The sequence below is a fragment of the Candidatus Nitrospira salsa genome (assembly GCF_965152625.1).
This window is the reverse complement of sequence record NZ_CBCUCO010000005.1, coordinates 76,322-96,534: the sequence shown is the minus strand read 5'-3', so window position 1 is coordinate 96,534 and position 20,213 is coordinate 76,322. Positions and strand designations below refer to the sequence as shown.

The following is a 20,213-nucleotide window of genomic DNA, read 5'->3' as shown; positions in this document are numbered from 1 at the left end:
TCTGATATCTTTCTCGTTCTGAGCTAGGCTACCGCACAAATTCGTGAATGGTATACCCAATTGGGTAATGTCTTGTGAAACTCCGATAGATACCAATTAGGATCTTCGGTCATCTCGACGAGTAAGGCTTGTCCCTCCAGAATCATTGACTCAGCCAACCTCAGATACACCTGTGCTCGCTCATGAAGATCGTGTTCAGTCATGTCCTGTCTTTCCATCGCGCGTTCGAGAACACGATTTCCAAATCCATGATGGGCTTCTTCTTGTTGTAAAAACACACGCCGCAGTCGCTGGAATGGGGCGTGTCGTTTGAGGAGGCCAATTTCGAGTTTTTTGAGTGTGACATTCCCGAGGCCTTCAAGAATGACTTGCTCTGCTAAAATGGTCTCATACAGATCGCCTCGGCGCAGTGCCGACTCGATAAGACGCTGATAGTGAGCAAAGGGTTCAGTAAATGGGGAAGACCCAAGGTGTCTTGGCGCCATCCAGGAGATGGCTGTCTGAAAAATGTAGGCGTGCAAGCCTTCTTGTCGAGCCTGTTCTTTAAAAAACCGATTGGTACCAAGATCAGGGGCGAAGGCCGATTGAGCTCTGGCGCATGCCTGGGCGATGCGTTCGCCTTGCTCAATGAATTGCAGCAGTCTTGCTAAAGGAAGTCGTTCGTTAGCCTGCAGTAACATGGGTCGGGTTCCGGAGAAATGGTTCGAGTTTTGTTGGAGTGAGTAGCGCATTGATTGGCTGGTTCAGTATGGAGCCAATGACGCGGCTGCAGAGCATGTTGCAAGAAGACTGATCAGAGCATGCTCGAATGGCTACTTGATCGATTTGCATCAGAATTTCGTCTAGCGATGATGTCAGCAGGTTTCCCTGATGTGCGAGTGCTAAGCAGGGGGCGACGTTACCGGACGCATCGATAGCGATACTATAGCGGCCGGCATCACATCGTTTCAGGGAACCACCGCTTAACCATGTAATGTTATCGCGCAGATACTGACGGAAATAGCCACGAGGGACAAGTCCGGAATCTAACACTGATTGAAAGACTGAGACTGCCGTGGATTTTTGATATTGAAGGGCCAAGTCGACTTTCCCGTACCGCTCAATGTCCCAATGGTAGGCTCCGACGACCGGGATAAACCCTCGATCGCGAGCAAATCGAACGACTTCTACTACGTGGCTGCGATTCGCTTCACTGACGATACAGGTCAAGTATTTAGGGTGGGGGTAATCAGTCAATGCGTCAATGCCTTTGAGGACAAGCCGTAATTGATCGGCCCCACGAATGCGTTTGTAGAGCTCCCGATCAAGTGCGTCGAGACTGATGGAAATGTTCAGAGGGATAGACGTCAAATGGCTAATCAGCGTTGGTGTCAGTTTGGTCCCGTTTGTAATTAAGCTCAGTCCAAAGCCAATGTCAGCGAGATCATTCAAGATTTCTGGTAGGTCGTTTCTCAGGAGTGGTTCGCCGCCTTGAATTAGGACATATCGTAAACCGTTTTGATACAGATGTCTGAAAACCTGCCTGATTTCCTGCCGGCTCATCTCATATCGGCCCTTATTGAGCGGGAGATCACAGTATCCGCATGCGGAATTGCACCGGAGGGTGACTTCAAAAATGGCCAGAATAGGGCGTTGACGCAGGAGGTTGAGTGCCGGTTTGGCTGTGTTGGACAGATATGGTCTCATGAGGATACCGTCAATTCAGAATTCGTTGACACCCAGAATTCACTTTCTTGGTTATCGTGTTTGAAAGTATTCTTTATACCCAAAGAATTGCTATGAAATAGAGATGTAAGCATTCAATTGCTGAGTAGTCTGGATACGTTGTTAGTGTTACGGATTCATAAGATAAAAAAATTATCTGCCTGACAACGTGACAACAGATGGACTTGCAGCTTCTCCTGCCATAGAGTTGGCCTTATCCGGAGGGATGCCGTTGAGACTCCAATCATACTCAAGAAATTCCACAGTATACTTCTCTGTTCGTAAGGCTTGAGCCAATGCGATATCATCAAGATATTTGGCCACATAGGCGGTCAAAGAGCCTGAATGATTGACGAAGTCCTCAGTAAACCAATCGAAAATCTTTGAAAGATAGGCAATCTTGTTTTTGTGGTCGAACCGATTTTTCGTTGGATCGTTGATAAATTGTCTGGCGCTATCCGTAAGCTGTTGATCGAGCTGTTCACCTGTGAATGCTTGGGATCGGAGTTTGGGGCATGATTGAGACGCACATACGATGGCGAAGTGAATTCGGGGTTCCCGAAAATCAGGAATAAGGAGTCCTCGTTCCAGATCATAGAGATTGATGCTCTCACCGCCCACAGAGTATCGCTGGTTCACGAAATATTGGTATCGGCCAGTAAACGTACTTGGGGAATAGCCGTCTAGGATACCCTTAATGGCAAAGGCGTTATATGCGTTCATCCAGAATACCAGTCGATCATTTGGCGTCGGGAGTCGGTTCGGAGCAACGTGATTGAAAAGGTGAAGATACTCGGTGAATGTTTGATCCTGCGCAATGGCTGTGTACTGGACGACACCATCCCGTACATGTGCTTTGAGGACCGCATCAAACAATTGGTGTGAAAAGGTCTTTGTGGCTATTGGCTGTTCAGGGGTAAATGAGCGAGGAATGGTCGTGCACCCTACGAGCCAGATCGGGGCGATAATCAGAATAGATACCAACTTTATGGTTTTGGTTTTCAGCAAGAGTTGTCCTCAAAATAGGAGACGATACCCTCGGTTTTGGTGCATTGGTGCTTGTCGCATAACAATCTTGTTCTCTCAGTGAGGTAATCGGACTCCTTTGTATACGAGATAGTCTTGAATGATCTGGAAATGTTACACGGCCATTACCAGGATCTGTGATGCAGATGCGTCATGGTGAACTAATGTCTCGTTGTCTGTGCGCAGGGAGAAGGCATTGCTGTATTCGGCGGAATCGCTTGAGGTGCTGGCTAAGAAACGGCGAAGTGGATGCGTGCTGGATTCTAAATAAAGATATCGACAAGGTTTCCCGTCACTTCAAGTTTCTCTCGTAGCTCGGATTCAGCTTTCTCGAGTACCTCGGCGATAGATTCAAGGAGGCCGTCGTCTTGAGCGGATGGCGAACCGAACAACAGTTGGTTGACGCGAGTTGGATTCTCACGAAGCGTAGAGGTCAAGGCATTGTGGTTCTGTCCAGACAGTCGAAAATCAAGGACCTTATTGGAGTTTGGTCTAAAATCAAATTCAATGCCAAACGGACTCCGAAACCGCGGGCCATCGGAATCAAAAATGTTGGCAACGGTTGATTGAAGATTTGCACGAAGTGTGTTCAAGAATGGTCCGGGATCGGCAGAAAATTTCCTATTGTTGAATAGCGGGTTTAAGGCTTCTCCCACTTCCCGTAATAAAGTCACAAATTCAGCCGTTTGCTTCGGCGAGACGCCTTTTTGGGCTTTATTGACTCCTGCCGTATTTTGAACTGGATCATATGTTCCATCGGTTATTTCGAGTGACGCAAAAAATGCTGTGCTGTTACTGTCTAAGATAAGTTGGTCTTCTGGATCATTGGCCGTAATCGAGATGCGCTGTCTTGACTCATTGAAGCTTGCCGTGACATTGGCTGCCGAACCATTGATTCGGCTCAACACGTCGTTGATGGAATCGTTGAGCACATCAATTGATATCGAGATCGAATTAATTAGAATGGATCCGCTGATGACAGAGGAGAACTGTGCGAGTTCACTCAACGGTTGATGTTCATCTATGATTTCGTCTTGACCTTGGACAGCCGTCGCTCCGTTGAGTTTCGTCGCCGTTAAAAACCCTGCTGTATCGTTTCCGACCGTGATGGTTGGCGCTGATCCAGTTGTTTTCTGAGTCAGGACAACGCTTTCTGTCCCCGCGTCAAATGTGGCAGTGACTCCGGCACTGGACTGCGTAATTTTGGTGAGGACATCGTTTAGCGAGTCGCTCGCCGCTACGGTAATGGAATGGCCGTTGACTTCAAACGAACCTGCAGAAACGGAAAGGCCATCGTCGAAATTCGGATTGTCATTTCGTGTTCCATTGAACGGATTATCAGGATTGATGGCGCTACCGATGGAATCAAGGACGTCGACGGTAAATGTGTCATTGGCTGTCAAAGCTCCGGCGCTCAAGCTTAATTCTAGACCATTATCTAATGTGTTGACACGATCGGCTGAACCTACTCCGAAACTAAATGTTGCGATCACTTGATTTTGACTATCGCGAGCTTCCAATGTAGGCGGAAGAATGAACGACCCGATGGTTCCTCCTCTGGTGACGGTAAACGTCAATGTATCAGTACCATTGTCGCCATCGTAAATACCGCCAAGGGTTGGAAGACTTGTGGAGCTTCCGGTAAAAGATGGTCCAAAAGGTGAGAATGACGTGGGTGTCGTATTGATTTCCTCTGTTGACCGGAACGTCGCGGCCGTGGCTGCCGTCGTTGTGAGGCCGAGGTCGCTACTGGAACGAATGGTGGCCGCTTGGGTGCCTGTTGCGCCAGACTTGCGAATATGTGAAGAGGGAAGCGTGGTATTGACCGCTTGCAGGGCTTTAAGTAATTTTTGAATTTGAGTGCGGGCAAAGGTGAGTTGTTCCCGTGTGTCAGTCGCGACGGGCTGTTCTAGCGTCGAAGTTTTTCCAGATGTTCTGGAAAAACGAACTGAAATGGATGTGGCCGAAAACGGATTGGCCGTTGGGCTTGTATCGACTTCCATCAATCCATCCTTAGAAACTATGTCCTAATTATGACCTGTGAGTTGTCAAACTTCTTCAATGCCTCCTGGGTTGATGAGGAAGTTTGACGCAATCAGAGATAGAGAAAAAGTGGAGTGCTGGGAATCCACGATCTTCCCGTATGGACGGAGCCAGGTGGTACCCTCACGATTTCGATGCCCATAGTCTTTTTTGTTATTCTCTTACTTCTGTATCGGGTATTGTGAAAATTCCTTGCTGACGTTGTTCAGTGATGAACTCTCATACATGGGAATAGGTATTCGTATATAAATTGAAGCAAAGCTTCTTGCTCTCTGATAGTGGCAAGCCCCCGTTTTTATGATTTGTGGTAACGCGGACATTGAGGAGCATTGTTGCTTTTGATTGTGATGTGATTGTTTGGAATATCCTCTCGCCCATCTCTTTCTTCTAGGTTTTTAAGAAATGGTTTTGCCAGGATAAGTTTTGTCTGGATTGTTGGTTTTTCTTTCTGCGCCTGCACATAGCCGATGGATTTGAACGCTCATCGGGAGTCTGGTCAGATTTTACTAACGATCGATGCATGGTTTTGTGAAATATCGATTCCAATATCACTTATTGGTATTCGGTCGAAAACGAGAGAGGTGATTGAGAAGAGCTTCTGGCTTGATCCTCTTGCTGGAAACGCTAGACTCAAAGCGAGGTGATGTGCGTGATGAGTTCGTGACTCAAGGCTGGTTGTTGTCCGGCGAGAATATTACGATGTAAATGATTGACGGATTTCGTTCCCACAATAATCGATGAAATTTGTGTGAATTGTAAAAGAAACTGAATGGCGACATCCGAAATTCTTCGATCTTCTTGTGCGCATAATTCATGAAGGGTTTGTTGCTGTTTTGATATCTCCGCTCGATTCTGAACTTGAGGTCCTGTTTGTATCATGGCTTTCTCTGTGAGGAGACCTCTTGCGAGGGGGACACGCGCCAGAATACCCGTATTGGGAAATGCGTGAGGCAAAAGGTCGGAGACGGCCTGTTGCTCGAATAGATTGATGGGTACTTGAAGTGCCGCAATCTGAGGGTTTTGTAGACAGAACAGACCATCCTCAATCGAATTGACCGAAATTCCGTAGAACCGTATTTTCCCTTCTTGTTGACATTGCTCCAGAAAGCGAAAGGCTAGACCGTTTTCTAAGATCGCAAGAGGCGGGCTGTGTAGCTGATAGAGGTCGATATAGTCCGTCCCGAGTCTGCGCAGGCTTTTCTCGAGTGCCTTCTTGAGATATTGAACATCAAAGTTTTGGCGTTTCTGTGAGAATGTCTTGAGAGTCGCTTTATTCCGTGAAATGACTGAACGAAAGGGACCGATGAATGGAACGAGGTGTTGCCCAATGCGAGCAAGTGAGGAAGGGAGGAATCCGCCTTTTGTCGCAAGAATGACTTGATCGCGCTTTCCTCGAATGGCTTTTCCGAGCAGGCATTCCGAATTCCCATAGCTATAGGAGTCTGCCGTATCGAAAAAATTGATGCCGTGGTCTATGGCAAAATGAAGGAGCGATTCAGCTTCGACCGTTTCGTCTTCGAAGACACTGGCTCCGAGTCGAGAGCAGCCAAGGCCAATGACTGATGTCAGGAGTGGGGTCTTTCCGAGTCGTCGATATTCCATTTAGGCAAAAAGATCGGACAGAACTTTTCCGTCCATAATCTCAGGAACAGGTTCGTGTAATAAATGAAGAATGGTTGGTGCGACATCCATTATATGCGCGTCTCCTAACGTTTGATTTTTGCGGAGATCATTTCCTGAAGCCAGCATGAATCCATTGACCATATGGGCGCCTGTCCGCTTATCGGGTAACATCCCCGAGACTCTCCCGATCTTTTCAGATTCGAGATGATTGATTGGTGCATCGCCTTTCCACTGCACAATCAAATCTTGCAATTCATCACGGTGATTCCCCTGGTACAGGTCCTTGACTTTGATCACGCCGGCGACAGCGTGGTTGCCGGTATCAGGATTGATCAACTCAAGAAGTTCGTTTGTGATTTGGGCGCACAAGCGATCATATTCCTCTCCAGGTTCGACGAGCCCGTTCGGTTCGCGTCCCTTGAGGTTAATACGAATGGCTCCGGAGTAGTCAGATGGAATTTCAAAGGCTTGGCTGTGTTTCCAGTTGTTTCCCATCGTGAGGATATGTCGCGTGATGTGGTCCCATAGTTTTTCTGGAATCACACGCTTCATGCGTTCAATCCGTTGTGGAGAGAGCATGGTCTCGATGCTCTTGATGGCGTAGTATGGCCCAAATTTTTGGTGAGGCAGGAACTGTTTGAGGCCTTTGGGCGACGGTTTTTGAATATGCCCAAGTTTTTCCAAAATCTGAGGAAGAAGGTGTTGACCGCTAAAATTTGGTCCCATGCCGGTATTGGAAACGATCAGTACGGTGGCGTTCGGGGAGATGCTCAGAAGTTCGCCGATGCCTTGATCCACCTCTTGATAAATTCGAAGAACGGTCTCTCCGCAGGCACGCTCAAGTTCCGGATCATATTCAGGGTGTCGGGTATCGGTAATATGCCAAAAGTAATGACCTGCCCAATGTGGTTCAGCGTAGCCAATGACATAACAGTCCCAGGGCTCTTGGGAAAGAACCCATTTGGCGAGTTGGGTGCGACGACGTGTGCCTTCCAGAAGTTTTTCTGAAAATTCTTTCCACGCAGAAATGCTTGTCGGTTTCTCCTGATACCAGAATTCTAAAGGATGGTGTCCAACGCGAGAAAAGACATCGGTTAGCAGGTGCGGAGGCCATGAATGTTGCTTGGAATTCAATCCTTCCGCACCCCAACCGACGAGCATGACACCATTGAGATTGTCGATGGCGTAGGTATCTGGAAGATCCAGAATGGCCACACGTTTTCCGTGTTCACTTAACGAGTGCCAAAATGGTGCTGTGGCAGTTTCCTCTGCGTATTTTTTTCGAATCGTATAGGTTCCCGGTTTTAATTGGCGATGGTAAAAGCCCATCCCATGTTTGGCGGGATTGGTTCCGGTGATGAGCGATGCCCAAGTGGCTCCACTAGAAATTTCTGTTGTGGATTGAAGTCGTCGCCAGCTTCCGTGATTCATAAGACGTTGAATCGTTGGCAAGTATCCGTCTCGAGCCCATTGTTCGATGAGTGTGGGATCTGCGGCTTCAAGACCAATAACGATCACTTGATTTTTTTCAGTAGGATTATTCTCCAGTATCATGTGATTTCCCCTTACGTGCCAGTGATTTATGAGGTGAACCGACGGCATGCCAAACGCCTCTGATATGTGAAGCAATGACCATCCCATTTCCTTGACGAATTAACTTGATGGTCAGCGCAAGCAGCCGAAAGGGCAGATACAGTCCAATACAGATCAACTGTGGGATGCTGGCATGTTCTCTGATGAGATAGAGATAATTCCTGGCCTTGGTCTGTTCATAGGACGGGAGGGGTTTGCGACCCAACTTTGTGCCTTTGTGATGAATGATGGCCGTTGGAACATAGAGCGTCTTCAATCCTAATTGTTTCGATCGGAGGCAAAGATCAACGTCTTCCCATCCATAGGGATTGAAGCGCTCATTGAATCCATTGAGTTGTTCAAAGAGTGTGGCGCGGATAAACAGCCCAAAACAGCCGCAAGCGCTGACATATCGAGTGCGGTCATACTGACCGCAATCTTCTTCACCTGCCCCAATGTCATTAATGACTCCGGTATACCAATTGACTCGAATACCGACAGAATTAATGATCGTTGACGGGGCTCGAGTGTAGCCTTTTCCGCAGGCAATCCCTACTGTCTGATCTGAGTGGAGTGCATGAACTAAATGGTGGACAGCCTCTCGTGCGATCACGGCATCATCGTCAAGGAATAAGATATATTCCACATGAACATGCTTTTTCATGTGTTGCCATCCTGCATTTCTTCCACCTGCGGCTCCAAAATTTTCTGGTAGTTGAATTTTGAATAGCTCAGGATAGCACTCAGAGATGCTTTCCCATGAACCGTCCGTTGAGGCATTGTCAACGACGAGTACGTGATGGTGTGGATAATTAATGGCCAGAGCGCTATCAATGGCCTCGAGGACCTCTGTCCGTTTATTGAAATTGAGGATAATAATGGCAACCGAAGGGAGCGTGGATGTCATGTGCCTACCGCGTGTTTCACCGGGAGCCACGTACTATAGAGTTCAACGAATGCCCCAATGAGACCAAGTAAGAGTGTTCTGCCGAATACCAGGAATGAAAACGCCAGCGCGGTAGCCGGAGCAATGCCAAAGTCGGTAAAGAGAAAGATGATCGCCCCTTCGCGCACCCCAAATCCAGAGACAGAGATGGGCAACAGAAGAAGGAAACCAAGAATGGCTCGAATCCATCCTAAACTCTCAAAACTTAAATCGATGTCGAGCGCGCGTGCCAGAAATACGAAGAACAGGCCGATAAGAACATGCCACAAACATGAAAGGACCAGGATTACGCTATGTTCGCGCACGGATAATTTTCGATATTCCACCGCGGCCTGGATGAGCTGGGACAGGCTACGGACGATGGGTGTGGGGAGCCGCTGAAAGAAGACGTGTTGAGAGACGATCTGGAACGCCGCAGTCACATATGAACTAAAAAGGAATGTATAGAGACAAAGGAATCCAACAGATAGGATGAGAAAAAACAGGCCATAATATTCATGAGTGCTGATTGTGCGGTCAAACGTCCAGCAAATCAGTCCAAATAGTGCCAGGGTGAGCGCATTCACCACTCGATTGAGAATGAGCGCTGCGAAGGCTTCGGCTCGTTTTTTATTATCTTTTGACAGTTTGTGCCAGCGTATAGCTCCTCCCGCCAGGTAACCCGGCAAGAAAAGATTGTAGAATTCCGTTGAGAAATTAATGCCAATAATTCTCATAAAAGATACATGCATCTGATGATTGTCGGTAAACATTTTCAGTTGACCGGCAGCAACAAGGAACGAAATCAGAATGATTGGGATCAAAGAGAGAATGGCCGTTACGTCCAAGCTATTGAGTGCCGTGACAATTGATGCGTATGGAATGATACTGAAAATATAGGTCAGTATGAGTATTGTCACCGTGAATTTGAGCAGCCAAAGTATTCCGTTTTTCATAGCGTTGCCAAAATTTGACCCATCATTGCTTCATGACATGGTTAGTGCCATGAATGGTTATTCGTTCGCGTTCTTTTGATCAGAGCAATCTCTTGGACTTCTCGAGTGAAGGTTCTGAAGTTGTGAGCTCATTCATATGCGATACAGTGTGATGAGTTGATTTTCTCCATAAAGAGCATCACCTGGATGGAGTCTTGCTGAATATTCAATGGCTGTGTTTCTGACGTAAAATTCTACTGTCGCGATCAATAAGTTCCGAAGCTTTTAGGAACATTTCAGAATATTGTTGGGATACGGATCCCCAGCCAAAGTGATCTTCGAGTCGTTTTCTCGCGCTTCTCCCAAGTGTTGTGCAATAGGCTTCGTCAGCAATCAGATGTTGAAGAGCATTTTTGATACTTTCCGAGTCGCGAGGTTTGATAAAGACCGCGGACTTTCCGACAACCTCCGCGCATCCCGTTCCTTCTGTCGTGATAATCGCCATTCCTGCTGCCATAGCCTCCAAAAGCACAATTGGAAAATTTTCAGATACTGATGGAAACACAAAGATGCGGGATGTTTCATAGAGTTCGCGAATTTCCTGTGATTGATTATCAAGAAATCCCCAAAATCTGACATCGAGGTTTTTTTCATCGACCTGCCCTCTGAGTGTTTTTAGGTAGGGGCCGTCCCCCACAATATGAACCTCATAGTGGTAGTCAAGATTTTCAAGGGCCTTCAATAGATACTGAACCCCCTTTCGTTCAAACATTCTGGTCACGATGAGAACACGGTTCAGTTTGTTTCGACTTGGGTTGAATGTGTCAATATTGATGCCGTTTGGAATAATACACGTTCGAATCGTGGGGGCAATGGTATGGATAAGGGATTGGATTGAACCGCTTGGGCAAATGATACGTTCGCTATTTCGTACAACCGATTTCCATAGTGGAGAAAAGATCTTATGTTGAATTTTGAAGCGATCAGGGTTGTATCCTGGAACGTCCGAGCCATGTGCCGTAATCATATAGGGCAATCCCGTCAATTTCTGTAGAATTTGGGCAAGAATTCCATCAGGAAAAATGAAATGCGTATGATTGAGATCATACGCGTGTTGCTTCATGAGGTGAGTGATAACTGGGATGGCTGCTAGAATATAGGGAACCATTTCAGGGGAATAGCACATTGATTTTCGTGTGCGGATGCAGGGAACCCGATGGACAATAATTCCGTCAATGGTTTCTTGTTTTGGAAGGCCTTGATACCCCATGGTGACCACGTCAATCGTATGGCCATTTTTGACAAGCGATTTTGCGAGTCCATAGACAACTTTTGCTCCACCCCCACCAAGTGGAGGAAATTCATAGCTTAATGTGAGAATTCTCATGATGAGTAACCGTGTACATGTGCGTTGGGATGAAGTGAGAATGACTGAGCTGTTTTACCTATGTCAGCCCATTCTTACTCGGTTGGTATTCACTGATAGATGAGTCCCTTAGATCTACGATGCGCAGCTTATGTTTGTGATCGCAAGTTGAGAAACTCGTTGGTGGAAGAAATAATGACTTCTCGAATGTCATGGATTAAGATGGTCAATCCGCAACTGTGTCGAATAGATGATCATGTTAGGAGGTGTTATATGAAAAATGGCTATTTTTGTATTATTTGGACTCAGTTCGTCGTAGTCGTCATGGTCAATCTTTTACTTGTGGGTCAGGCTCTGGCCAATCAAGAACGCGTGCCTCTTCAGAAAAACTTGGGTGAGCATTCTTACTTCGTTTCGACATTGGTTCCAACGGCGCAACAGTATTTTGATCAAGGTCTGATCCTTGCCTACGGGTTTAATCATGCTGAGGCGATGAGGTCGTTTCGTGAAGCAGCTCGGTTGGATCCTTCGTGTGCGATGTGTTACTGGGGGGAGGCGCTGGTTCTTGGCCCAAATATTAATGCGCCGATGGACGCGAGCGTGGTTCCGCAAGCCTATGCCTTGGCGCAGAAAGCCGTAGCTCAGTCCGGAACAGCCACACCGAAAGAGCAAGCGCTCATTCAAGCCGTAGCTGCGCGGTATGCTGAGCATGTTATCGCCGATCGAAGCCATTTGGATCAGGATTACGCTAATGCAATGCGAACCGTTGCGAATCAGTTTCCTGACGATGCGGTCATTGGCTCCTTGTTTGCCGAGTCATTGATGGATTTACATCCCTGGGATTTTTGGACGAAGGACGGAGAGGCTAAGCCTTGGACTCCAGAAATTATTGAGACGTTGGAAGTCGTCTTGCGGCAAAATCCTACCAATCCGTTAGCCAACCATCTCTACATTCATATGATGGAGGCTTCTCCGCATCCAGAGAAGGCGCTCCCCAGTGCTGAACGTTTGGCCACACTCGTTCCAGGGTCTGGGCATCTAGTGCACATGCCCGGGCATATTTATTTGCGTATTGGTCGCTACCGTGATGCCGCGCTGGCGAACCAGCAAGCCGTCAAGGTTGATCAACAGTATCTCAATCATTCACATGCTGAAGGTATATATACGGCGGCATATGTCCCCCACAATTACCATTTCCTCTGGGCAGCAGCCACAAAGACCGGACAACAATCGTTAGCCATGCAGGCTGCTAAAGATACAGCGAGCAAGGTGAATCCTGAGGCTATGCGAGATCCTGTGTTTGCCGGAACTCTTCAACATTTTTGGTTGATGCCTCTTTATACGCAGGCATTATTTGGACAATGGACGGAGATTCTTCACACGTCGGCTCCATCAGAGGACTTAGCGTATCCAACAGCCATTTGGCACTACGCACGTGGACTCGCGTTCATTAGGCGTGGGCAGGTTGAGCAGGCACGACAGGAGCTTGCCGCGTTTCAAAAACGTGCTCAAGACTCTGCCGTTGTGGCGTTGACCATTTTCGATATCAATCCTGTTTCGAAAATTTTATCCATTGCTGAGAACGTCCTGTTGGGTGAGATCGAAGCTTCAAGTGAACAGTATGACGTAGCCATGAACCACCTAGAGAAAGCGGTGGAGCTGGAAGATTCCTTAAACTATACCGAGCCGAACGATTGGTATCTGCCTTCGCGTCAAGTTCTGGGTGCGGTACTGTTACAAGCTGGAAAGGCGGTAGAAGCCGAGATTGTGTACCGAAACGATTTGAATTCCCACCCGCAAAATGGATGGTCCTTGTTTGGTCTTCTGGAAAGTTTGCAGGCGCAAGGTAAAGTTGAAGAAGCCAAGGTGGTCAGGCAAGAGTTAGATCACGCGTGGGCCGAGGCAGATGTCACGCTCACGAGTTCGAGGTTTTAATTGACATCTTAGTATTTTGATATGGCAGACCGAAAAGGAGGTGGAACACCAACACTACTAATATCCCAGGCACTTCTTTCATGCGAACGTCATTGGTTTACCATGGACTCTTGGTCAGTCTTGCCGTCGTTCTCGTCTACTACGTGTTTGTTCCATCCCTTTCCGCCGACTCATGGCCATCTTTCAATCCTGACTATCAACTTGGCAGTGAGAAGCACTATTCACAATATGAAGAACCTTCAGATAGACCACTTCATCTCGTTTTTCATGAAAATGCCTTGCAAGTTTTTACATTTCGAAGCAACGGGTCGATTGAAGAATGGGACTTGACCAGTCAATCTCTCGTACGAACGTTTCAGTCGAATAGCATTTTTTCGTACATCGCGTCGATGAATAGCTTTGTTACGAAAAGTGCGATGGATAATGTTGAAATCCTTTCATTGGATTCTAAGCAGGTCACACCACTTGCGAGAGATTTTTACATCCATAGTGCGGTTGACGGAAGTGGGACATTGCTGCTGTTGTCCATCGGTGGACCATCTCTAGAAATGTGGAAACTTGACGACAAGATGTTGTCAAAGACTTGGGCTGCGCATAGGCCAATTCGAAATGGAGTGGCAATTTCTACTGATGGGAAGTATGTGGCCGCAGCAGAAGGCGCGTACGATCCTGTCACCAATACTCATCAAACGACGATCGAGCTCTGGGACGTGAAGCATAAGACGCCTCGACTTCTCTTTAATGGGGTTGATGATCAAGAAGCCCATGGGGTGTGGAGTGTCGAGTTTTCTCCTGATGCTTCCATGATTGCCGTCGATAGTCACGTAAATCGTCACGCTGGCTTGACCGTTTGGGGAACTCGTTTGGGAAACCCTCTATTTCAGGTTAGGGGGTTAGACCCACATTGGGTGCGGGCCTTGGCTTTTTCTCCTGATGGTAAGTATCTAGCTTCTGGCGATGAGCAAGGTCGTCTCATTCTGTGGAGTCTTGAGCAGCAACGAGCCGTGTGGGAAGGAAAGGTCGGGGGACAAGCTATTCACTCGATTACGTTTTCACCCGATGGCCAGTTATTAGCGGCAGGCATTCAAGATTCGACGATTCAGGTTTGGGAGATTACGTTATCTGATGAGTCGTTGGACTGAATAAATTCGAATGAGGACTGAGAGAAATAAATCGTCACGATTGGATAGGGACTTAAAACTTCCAAGATATCTAAGACACAATCGTCCGAGGTTGTTCTGGAAAGTGCCCGAGATTGAAGATTTATGCATACTCTAGTTCAATTTGTGAGTCGAAGAAGAATTGAGTATAGTTACCATCCGTATTCGTGAGATTGATAACACCAAACATTATTTCAATCGTTTTCTTTGTTGAATGATTGTTGAGTCTGTAGGTCGTCGTCAAGTCAAACGTTGTGAATGGTCGGAGTGATGTGCGAGGAGTCCCGCTATTGTGTCGTTGTCCGATATGGTGCATATGAAATCGACTGTACCATCCCGCTGCCCACTCTCCACGCACAGAGGTGTCGGCCATCAATGTAGGGCTGTGCGGAATACTTTTCCTAGTGTTTCGAATCCAGGTTTTCAAAAATATCAGGCTTCCGGTTATTGAGACTCGTTCTAGAAGACGGAAGCGACTCTGGAAATTCAATCCTTTCCGTCTCGACGGTTCAGTGTGCAATACCTCGTTTCCATTTTCGAGAAATACTCGGTCTGCTCCAAGATCAACGCGCCAGATGGATGCCGATATGTTGATGTCTTCAGATGGTTGGACTCGTACTCGCATCTAATATGATCGAGCGTGTGAGAGTTGTTCAACTGATGTGCTTCCAATGGGCTCTTGATTTTGGAAGCTATGATATCCTGTCCCAACGTTGATAGAGAATTCTGTATTCTTCCAGGGGCGAATGAGCAGATGGCCCTGCATACTTGGTATGACGCGGTCTTTATCATTGATTGGCTGTAACGAACAGGCTGCCGGACGGACGTGTTGCGTATCAAAGTGTAGGTAATGAATTCGAGTGTCTCCACGAAAGGTGATTCAATCAAAAGGGGTAAATTCTCCTGAAAAATATGGCACATACCGTATATTGATTAGACTCAATGGATCTGCTGAACCGACGTGTCGAGCGTTGGTTGACGAGGTATAGTGCATGAGAGTGTCTTCGGCATGTGTCTCGATTCCCAAACGGACAATATGCTGTTTCCCCCAAAATCGACCTTGTTGACGTACGCCAATATGAGTGCGATAGATGAAATGCTGGTCAGGATAGTGTCGGGTCCCAATTGACAGGATCAAGCAGGTACGCCTCAAATTTTTCTAATGGATCATTTTCATCGAGGATTCCAGAGACTTCTGGAAATGCTTCCATGCGTGTCCCAATGGTCTGTTGGTAACGAAAGGTGTTCTGGATGTCATAGGCCAGTTCTATTTGGGGGTTGTTCAAGTCAAGCAGATTGTACATGTCTTTTGAATACACCCATGATTCATTCGGTAACATGATTGCGCATGTCAGAAGAATGCAGCGTTGACAAAAAATAAAATCAGCCTTGTTGGGTCATTCTGAAGAAAATTCCAATTCTTTCAATAAAGCGTTAATTGTTGATTGAATTTCAGAATCATGAGTGTTGATGGTCTTCGTAAGACGTGACGGGCTTGAGGGTGGCTTCTGATCGACGAGTTGAATCAGTGTCTCAACCGCTTCCACTAAGGTAGTCAATTCAGGTTGTTGCTGTTTCATTGGGAACATCTTGACCTCAGTCTCAGTGGATGGTGAATGGGTGGACAAATGCGATCGTGGCAGAACGATTATTTCTTTAAGATGGGTGGGGTGAGAAGCCTGAACGCCAGAATAAAGCAGTGCGTAGTCTTGGCCTTGAAGAAGCCGTTCAATTCCCTGTTCTACAGGAAGAGCAGTGAAGCGAGTCGAGAGTCGAGTGCTTCCTTCGAATTCAAGCAGGGTAATCGTGATCGACAATCGATTCGCGAGTACTTGCAACACGTCACGGAGAGGAACCCTGTCTATATGTGCCGTGAGTGTTTGATCTGATCTCGAAAAGATAAGTGCGTGTGATGTGATTGTGTCTGGAGCAGCGCACATGACGTTCGTTGGGTTTGTCGTAAAAATGATAATGGCCATAGCTATGGTTATTAGTGCTCGTGTTGGCATTTACCACGCTCCCATTCCTACGCTGATGTCCATGCTTCGTTCCAACAACCAAGCAAATGCCACGATAGCGATTACCATGGAGCCAACGTTAACAACGACACGTTGATAGGACCAGGAACGACGAATCAAGAAGGCTAGAGGAATAAACAGGCTGACAATCAAGATCTGTCCAAGTTCCACGCCGAAATTAAATCCAGCCAAAGCCAGGGCCAATGACTTCCCCGGTAGGCCTAAGTCGATGAGGACGGATGCAAACCCTAACCCATGAATTAAGCCAAAGATAAACGTCATGACCCATAAACGTTTGCGAAACACTGGATAAAGGTTGTGGAGTGCCGCGATGAGGACAGAGGCCGCAATGGTTGATTCGACCCAACGTGTCGGGAGACTCACCAGTCCTAATACAGCTAGACTCAATGTGATCGAGTGGGCCAAGGTAAACGCTGTGATGATTGTGAGGACTTCCCATAGTGCTGGACGAAAGGTTTGTTTGGGGATCCAACGTCCTTCGCTCCACCATAATACGGCTGGTAGTAGAAGACTGATCAAAAAGAGGATGTGGTCATAGCCGATCCAAATGTGCCAGACACCCTCTCGTCCAAATTGGACAAACTCATGCCAAGGTGAGCTTCCCTTTAGATTGAAGTCTGTCGTTGGTTGCTCAGGACTCAATACCGCGGTTTGCACGTGTCCACCGTGATTAACTTGTAGCAAGCCGCGATGAAGAGGGTCTAAGTCAAAGAGTAAACTGTACCCGATTTGCAATGTGTGTATAGCCTCAGGACAGACGACCGAAAAGCGTATAACCGCATAGACTCCGTCGGTGTGTTCATCGACAAGATCTTCAGTCGGGTTGCTCCAACATCTGAAGTCGTCTCCCTGTATGTGTAGACGAGGAAGTGCATAATTTCTAATCGCTGTATATCGATTGCGAAGTTCACCCCAGTTGATCTTTCCGTCTCCGTTTCTATCTATTCCAATCGCGTATTCGAGGTCTCGCAGGGCAATATCCCATTGGCCTTGAATCGTGTTGCTGTTAACTTTGAAACGCAAGTAGCTGTCGCTCGCTTTATGGGCTTGTGTGAATTCCGAACAGAGGAACAACAGAACGCAGATGAGGAGAAAAATGGATTTTGGTTTCATGAGAATTTTTCCATGAGATTCGTCAATTCCACATCTTCCACGTTCTTCGAAGTCAGCCAGTCGACGATGGGTTGAGCGGCAATAGAATCTCCACTCTGAAGTGCTGCCTCTAACACTATGCGAGCATCCCAAGGCTCTCGTTGAATGCTCCAATTTTCCAATGCGAGGTTCAACGCGTGTTTGGGTTTATGTAAAAGATGGAGTGTGAAGCGTGATTCTTCTCGGAGGTGTCGAGCATCGCCTCTCAATCGATTTGCTGCAAAACGTGCCTTTAATGTTTCGATATGCTGCTGCAAGGTTGGAGTGTGGAGTTCTTGTTCCGCAAGAGCTAATCGTAAGAGCAACCCATCGGAGCGGAGGGTATTTTCAAGTAGAGGTCGAACCACTGCCGGTCGACGTTGATCTAACAAATAATCGCTATAGGCTGCTAAGAGATAGGTGTCTTGGTTATCGATCGTGAGTGCGTCTTGAAAATAACGTTCAGCTTCTGACGTGTTGCCTAGCCGCATGGCCATTTCAGCGAGGATTGTCAGGGTCCATAGTTTTTCTTCTGAGGATGCGGTCTCGTTCTCCATGGCTGTCTGTAATGCTTGAAAGCTTTCTTGCGCATGCCCGTTTAAGCCCATCACATGAGCCAGGCATGTTGTTGAAACCAAGGTGTTCGTGAGTCGCCGCAAGAGGAGGCAACTTCGTCGAGCCTCATGATAGTGTCCCCGTACCGTTTGGATAACGGCCTGCGTGAGCCATGCTTGTGCATGGCGAGGTTGTTGCTGCAGCACTCGGTCAAGGTCCTGAAGTGCACGGTCAAAGTCATGTTGGCGTTGCCGAAGGGTCGCCCGTAAAATAAGAACGTTAGTCGGCGCATGACTCAAGTTCCACCAAGGCGTGAGTGCAGCTTGAGCGTATCCGTCATAACGAGGATCGTCGTTTGTGTGCCCCAATTGAATGTAGGCTCGTGCAAGACGAGTCGCGAGCGTCAGGTCATTTGGGCTGTTTGATAACTGAGTTCGAAGTTTGCGGAGTTTTTGGATTTGTGGGTTACTTGTTGTCGGAAGCTGTTCTAACACGACGGAATCATTCTGAGGAATGTACGGTTCGGCCCAAAGGCTTGTGATAGGCCCTACCTGAAAAATTATGGCCAAGCTGAATAGAAGTATGTTGAGACCATTTATCATGATCATGAAAGCTCTTAGCTCCATTCCCCTCCCTTTCCACAATTAAGGGAAGGGGGAGGATGGTGTACGCTGCTGTGTCCTATATATTCGCTAGTTGCACGGATTGGCTCCTGCTTCGTCACAATCGATATGCCGACGATTACGCCCATCGTGCGGCCTGGGCAGGAAAGGAAATTGTGTGGCAATCCCGTTGGCGGTCACATTTGTCCCTAAGGCTCCGATATTGAAGTTTACGCCATCTCCCAGGTTTGGCACATTATCTGGATCTACAAGGATTCCGGCGACGACACGTAACACGATGTCTGTGACGTCATCATTTGGCCGTCGGCCATTTGGAAAGCCAGCGAGGTCACCAGCCAAACCGCCAAGGCGGTTCTGAGATACTGGTGGGGTAGGATCAATGCTAAGATTTACTCGCAACAGTTCAGAACAGGAGTCATCTTTCTTTTTCGTGCAGACACCATTTTGATTTGGACCAGGATATTTGAGAAGCACATTCACCAGATCAGTGCGGCTAGTTGTGGGGAAAGAAGTCCCAAATGCAAGGTTCATGACTGCCGTCAGTCGAGGATTAAGGTAGAAGTCAATGAAGTTGCCTTCTTCAATTGGGTCGGTGGTGTTCCATAGATCTTTCTTTCCGGTTCCGATGAGGAGTTCGTTCACCAGGGGGTTGGCCATGCGTGCGACTTGAATGAACTTTCCTAAATCTCTCACCTTGCCATTTGTTCTCAATACCCTAATTTGTTGGCGACTTGTGGAGGCGTACATGCCGATTACCGCATTTGGATCGTCGGTGATATCTGCAATGGGTACGGCAATGGCCAGTGTATTGACGTTGAAGCCCGAGAACATATCCTGACCAAATGGGTTCACGGAATCGTCACCATCTTGATCCGAGCTCAATATGGGGGTCGCTCGGAAATTCAGCGTATCAAATGTGGCCCCGAGATCAATATAAAAGGTCTCATCTCGCTGGCCAGCGAAGACGTTTCCGCCGTTTTTCAGGTCGTAGATTCCTTGGGTCGTGAGGTTCTCATAGTCCGGGATGGTACGCGGACCGATGTTCGATGGGACAGCAAACATCGTCCCAGTTCCAAGACGACGGCGCTTTTTGCCCTTTACCTCAGTGACGGTGTAGCTTTGCCGCATTCCAAGACCTTCAGACCCAGGACCGTCAAGCGCACTGATTGCGGGGGGAAGTCCTGCAACTGAATCGACGCCAGCGTAGGCAACCGGTAAGTCCTTAAACGGTGGACGAATCTCTGTTTTGAAACGAAAATTGTAGACAATATCTTCAGCCTTTCCATCCTGGTTCGTGTCGAGGTGGAGTTGATAGAGGACATCGTCATCGAAATTGAAGTAGTTGGGGCCAGCGCTCGGCTCTTGAGCTGGAATCACGTTCATGATGAATATCACCTTGCTGGGATCGGTCCAGCTTCTGAAAGCATAGACATCTGTAATGTCCGCCTCTGGGTCCATCGCAATAGCCGGGGCCTCCCGATGGCTGGCACCGAAGACTGGCGCTGCCATGCACGTAATCAGCATCAGGGCGACGAGTGTTTGTCTATTCGAACTTCTCATGTCAGGACCTCCAGGA

General features: G+C 47.5%; 18 protein-coding genes. 2 read left to right on the top strand and 16 right to left on the bottom strand.

From position 1 onward, the window contains the following. Positions 1 to 23: 23 nt before the first annotated feature. The 9 genes from ACWQXP_RS20945 to ACWQXP_RS20905 form a co-directional block, all read right to left on the bottom strand. On the bottom strand, positions 24 to 680 hold the full coding sequence (locus tag ACWQXP_RS20945; RefSeq protein ID WP_454064830.1) for a hypothetical protein: 657 nt from the start codon (positions 678 to 680) through the stop codon (positions 24 to 26). Continuing rightward, positions 664 to 1,686 carry a radical SAM protein gene (locus ACWQXP_RS20940; protein ID WP_454064829.1) on the bottom strand — a complete coding sequence of 341 codons (1,023 nt, stop codon included), beginning with the start codon at positions 1,684 to 1,686 and terminating at the stop codon, positions 664 to 666. Before ACWQXP_RS20940 ends, ACWQXP_RS20945 begins: the two co-directional genes overlap by 17 nt. 171 nt (positions 1,687 to 1,857) lie before the next feature. Next, a complete protein-coding gene (locus ACWQXP_RS20935) occupies positions 1,858 to 2,712 on the bottom strand; it encodes a DUF547 domain-containing protein (RefSeq protein WP_454064828.1) in 855 nt (284 codons plus the stop codon). Positions 2,713 to 2,993: 281 nt separating this feature from the next. Further along, on the bottom strand, positions 2,994 to 4,733 hold the full coding sequence (locus tag ACWQXP_RS20930; RefSeq protein WP_454064827.1) for a hypothetical protein: 1,740 nt from the start codon (positions 4,731 to 4,733) through the stop codon (positions 2,994 to 2,996). A gap of 670 nt (positions 4,734 to 5,403) precedes the next feature. Beyond that, entirely contained in the window at positions 5,404 to 6,375 is a 972-nt protein-coding gene (locus ACWQXP_RS20925; protein WP_454064826.1) for an aldo/keto reductase, read from the bottom strand. Beyond that, positions 6,376 to 7,950, bottom strand: a complete 1,575-nt coding sequence (locus ACWQXP_RS20920; RefSeq protein WP_454064825.1) for an alkaline phosphatase family protein — start codon at positions 7,948 to 7,950, stop codon at positions 6,376 to 6,378. It lies immediately after the preceding gene. After that, positions 7,934 to 8,875 carry a glycosyltransferase family 2 protein gene (locus tag ACWQXP_RS20915; protein WP_454064824.1) on the bottom strand — a complete coding sequence of 314 codons (942 nt, stop codon included), beginning with the start codon at positions 8,873 to 8,875 and terminating at the stop codon, positions 7,934 to 7,936. The genes ACWQXP_RS20920 and ACWQXP_RS20915 overlap by 17 nt, the downstream gene beginning before the upstream one ends. Beyond that, positions 8,872 to 9,849, bottom strand: a complete 978-nt coding sequence (locus ACWQXP_RS20910; RefSeq protein WP_454064823.1) for a lysylphosphatidylglycerol synthase transmembrane domain-containing protein — start codon at positions 9,847 to 9,849, stop codon at positions 8,872 to 8,874. Before ACWQXP_RS20910 ends, ACWQXP_RS20915 begins: the two co-directional genes overlap by 4 nt. A gap of 205 nt (positions 9,850 to 10,054) precedes the next feature. Continuing rightward, on the bottom strand, positions 10,055 to 11,215 hold the full coding sequence (locus ACWQXP_RS20905) for a glycosyltransferase family 4 protein (RefSeq protein ID WP_454064822.1): 1,161 nt from the start codon (positions 11,213 to 11,215) through the stop codon (positions 10,055 to 10,057). A 252-nt stretch (positions 11,216 to 11,467) separates the two neighbouring features. Between ACWQXP_RS20905 and ACWQXP_RS20900 the strand changes: the two genes are divergently transcribed. Together ACWQXP_RS20900 and ACWQXP_RS20895 are read left to right on the top strand one after the other, a co-directional pair. Beyond that, positions 11,468 to 13,129 carry a hypothetical protein gene (locus ACWQXP_RS20900; RefSeq protein ID WP_454064821.1) on the top strand — a complete coding sequence of 554 codons (1,662 nt, stop codon included), beginning with the start codon at positions 11,468 to 11,470 and terminating at the stop codon, positions 13,127 to 13,129. Between the two features lie 80 nt (positions 13,130 to 13,209). Beyond that, positions 13,210 to 14,271 carry a WD40 repeat domain-containing protein gene (locus ACWQXP_RS20895; protein ID WP_454064820.1) on the top strand — a complete coding sequence of 354 codons (1,062 nt, stop codon included), beginning with the start codon at positions 13,210 to 13,212 and terminating at the stop codon, positions 14,269 to 14,271. A 121-nt stretch (positions 14,272 to 14,392) separates the two neighbouring features. Here the strand turns inward: ACWQXP_RS20895 and ACWQXP_RS20890 are convergent, their stop codons facing one another. The 7 genes from ACWQXP_RS20890 to ACWQXP_RS20860 form a co-directional block, all read right to left on the bottom strand. Next, entirely contained in the window at positions 14,393 to 14,914 is a 522-nt protein-coding gene (locus tag ACWQXP_RS20890) for a hypothetical protein (protein WP_454064819.1), read from the bottom strand. A 255-nt stretch (positions 14,915 to 15,169) separates the two neighbouring features. Beyond that, complete coding sequence (locus tag ACWQXP_RS20885; protein WP_454064818.1) at positions 15,170 to 15,427, bottom strand: hypothetical protein; 258 nt, start codon at positions 15,425 to 15,427, stop codon at positions 15,170 to 15,172. Then, entirely contained in the window at positions 15,393 to 15,629 is a 237-nt protein-coding gene (locus ACWQXP_RS20880) for a hypothetical protein (RefSeq protein ID WP_454064817.1), read from the bottom strand. The genes ACWQXP_RS20885 and ACWQXP_RS20880 overlap by 35 nt, the downstream gene beginning before the upstream one ends. 57 nt (positions 15,630 to 15,686) lie before the next feature. Next, positions 15,687 to 16,298 carry a hypothetical protein gene (locus ACWQXP_RS20875; RefSeq protein WP_454064816.1) on the bottom strand — a complete coding sequence of 204 codons (612 nt, stop codon included), beginning with the start codon at positions 16,296 to 16,298 and terminating at the stop codon, positions 15,687 to 15,689. Further along, positions 16,299 to 17,441: a HupE/UreJ family protein gene (locus ACWQXP_RS20870; protein ID WP_454064815.1), complete on the bottom strand. Its 1,143-nt coding sequence runs from the start codon at positions 17,439 to 17,441 to the stop codon at positions 16,299 to 16,301. It abuts the gene before it with no gap. Next, entirely contained in the window at positions 17,438 to 18,622 is a 1,185-nt protein-coding gene (locus ACWQXP_RS20865) for a tetratricopeptide repeat protein (protein ID WP_454064814.1), read from the bottom strand. The genes ACWQXP_RS20870 and ACWQXP_RS20865 overlap by 4 nt, the downstream gene beginning before the upstream one ends. A gap of 84 nt (positions 18,623 to 18,706) precedes the next feature. Next, positions 18,707 to 20,197, bottom strand: coding sequence for a DUF4331 domain-containing protein (locus ACWQXP_RS20860; protein WP_454064813.1), 1,491 nt, complete (start codon positions 20,195 to 20,197; stop codon positions 18,707 to 18,709). Positions 20,198 to 20,213 lie beyond the last annotated feature (16 nt).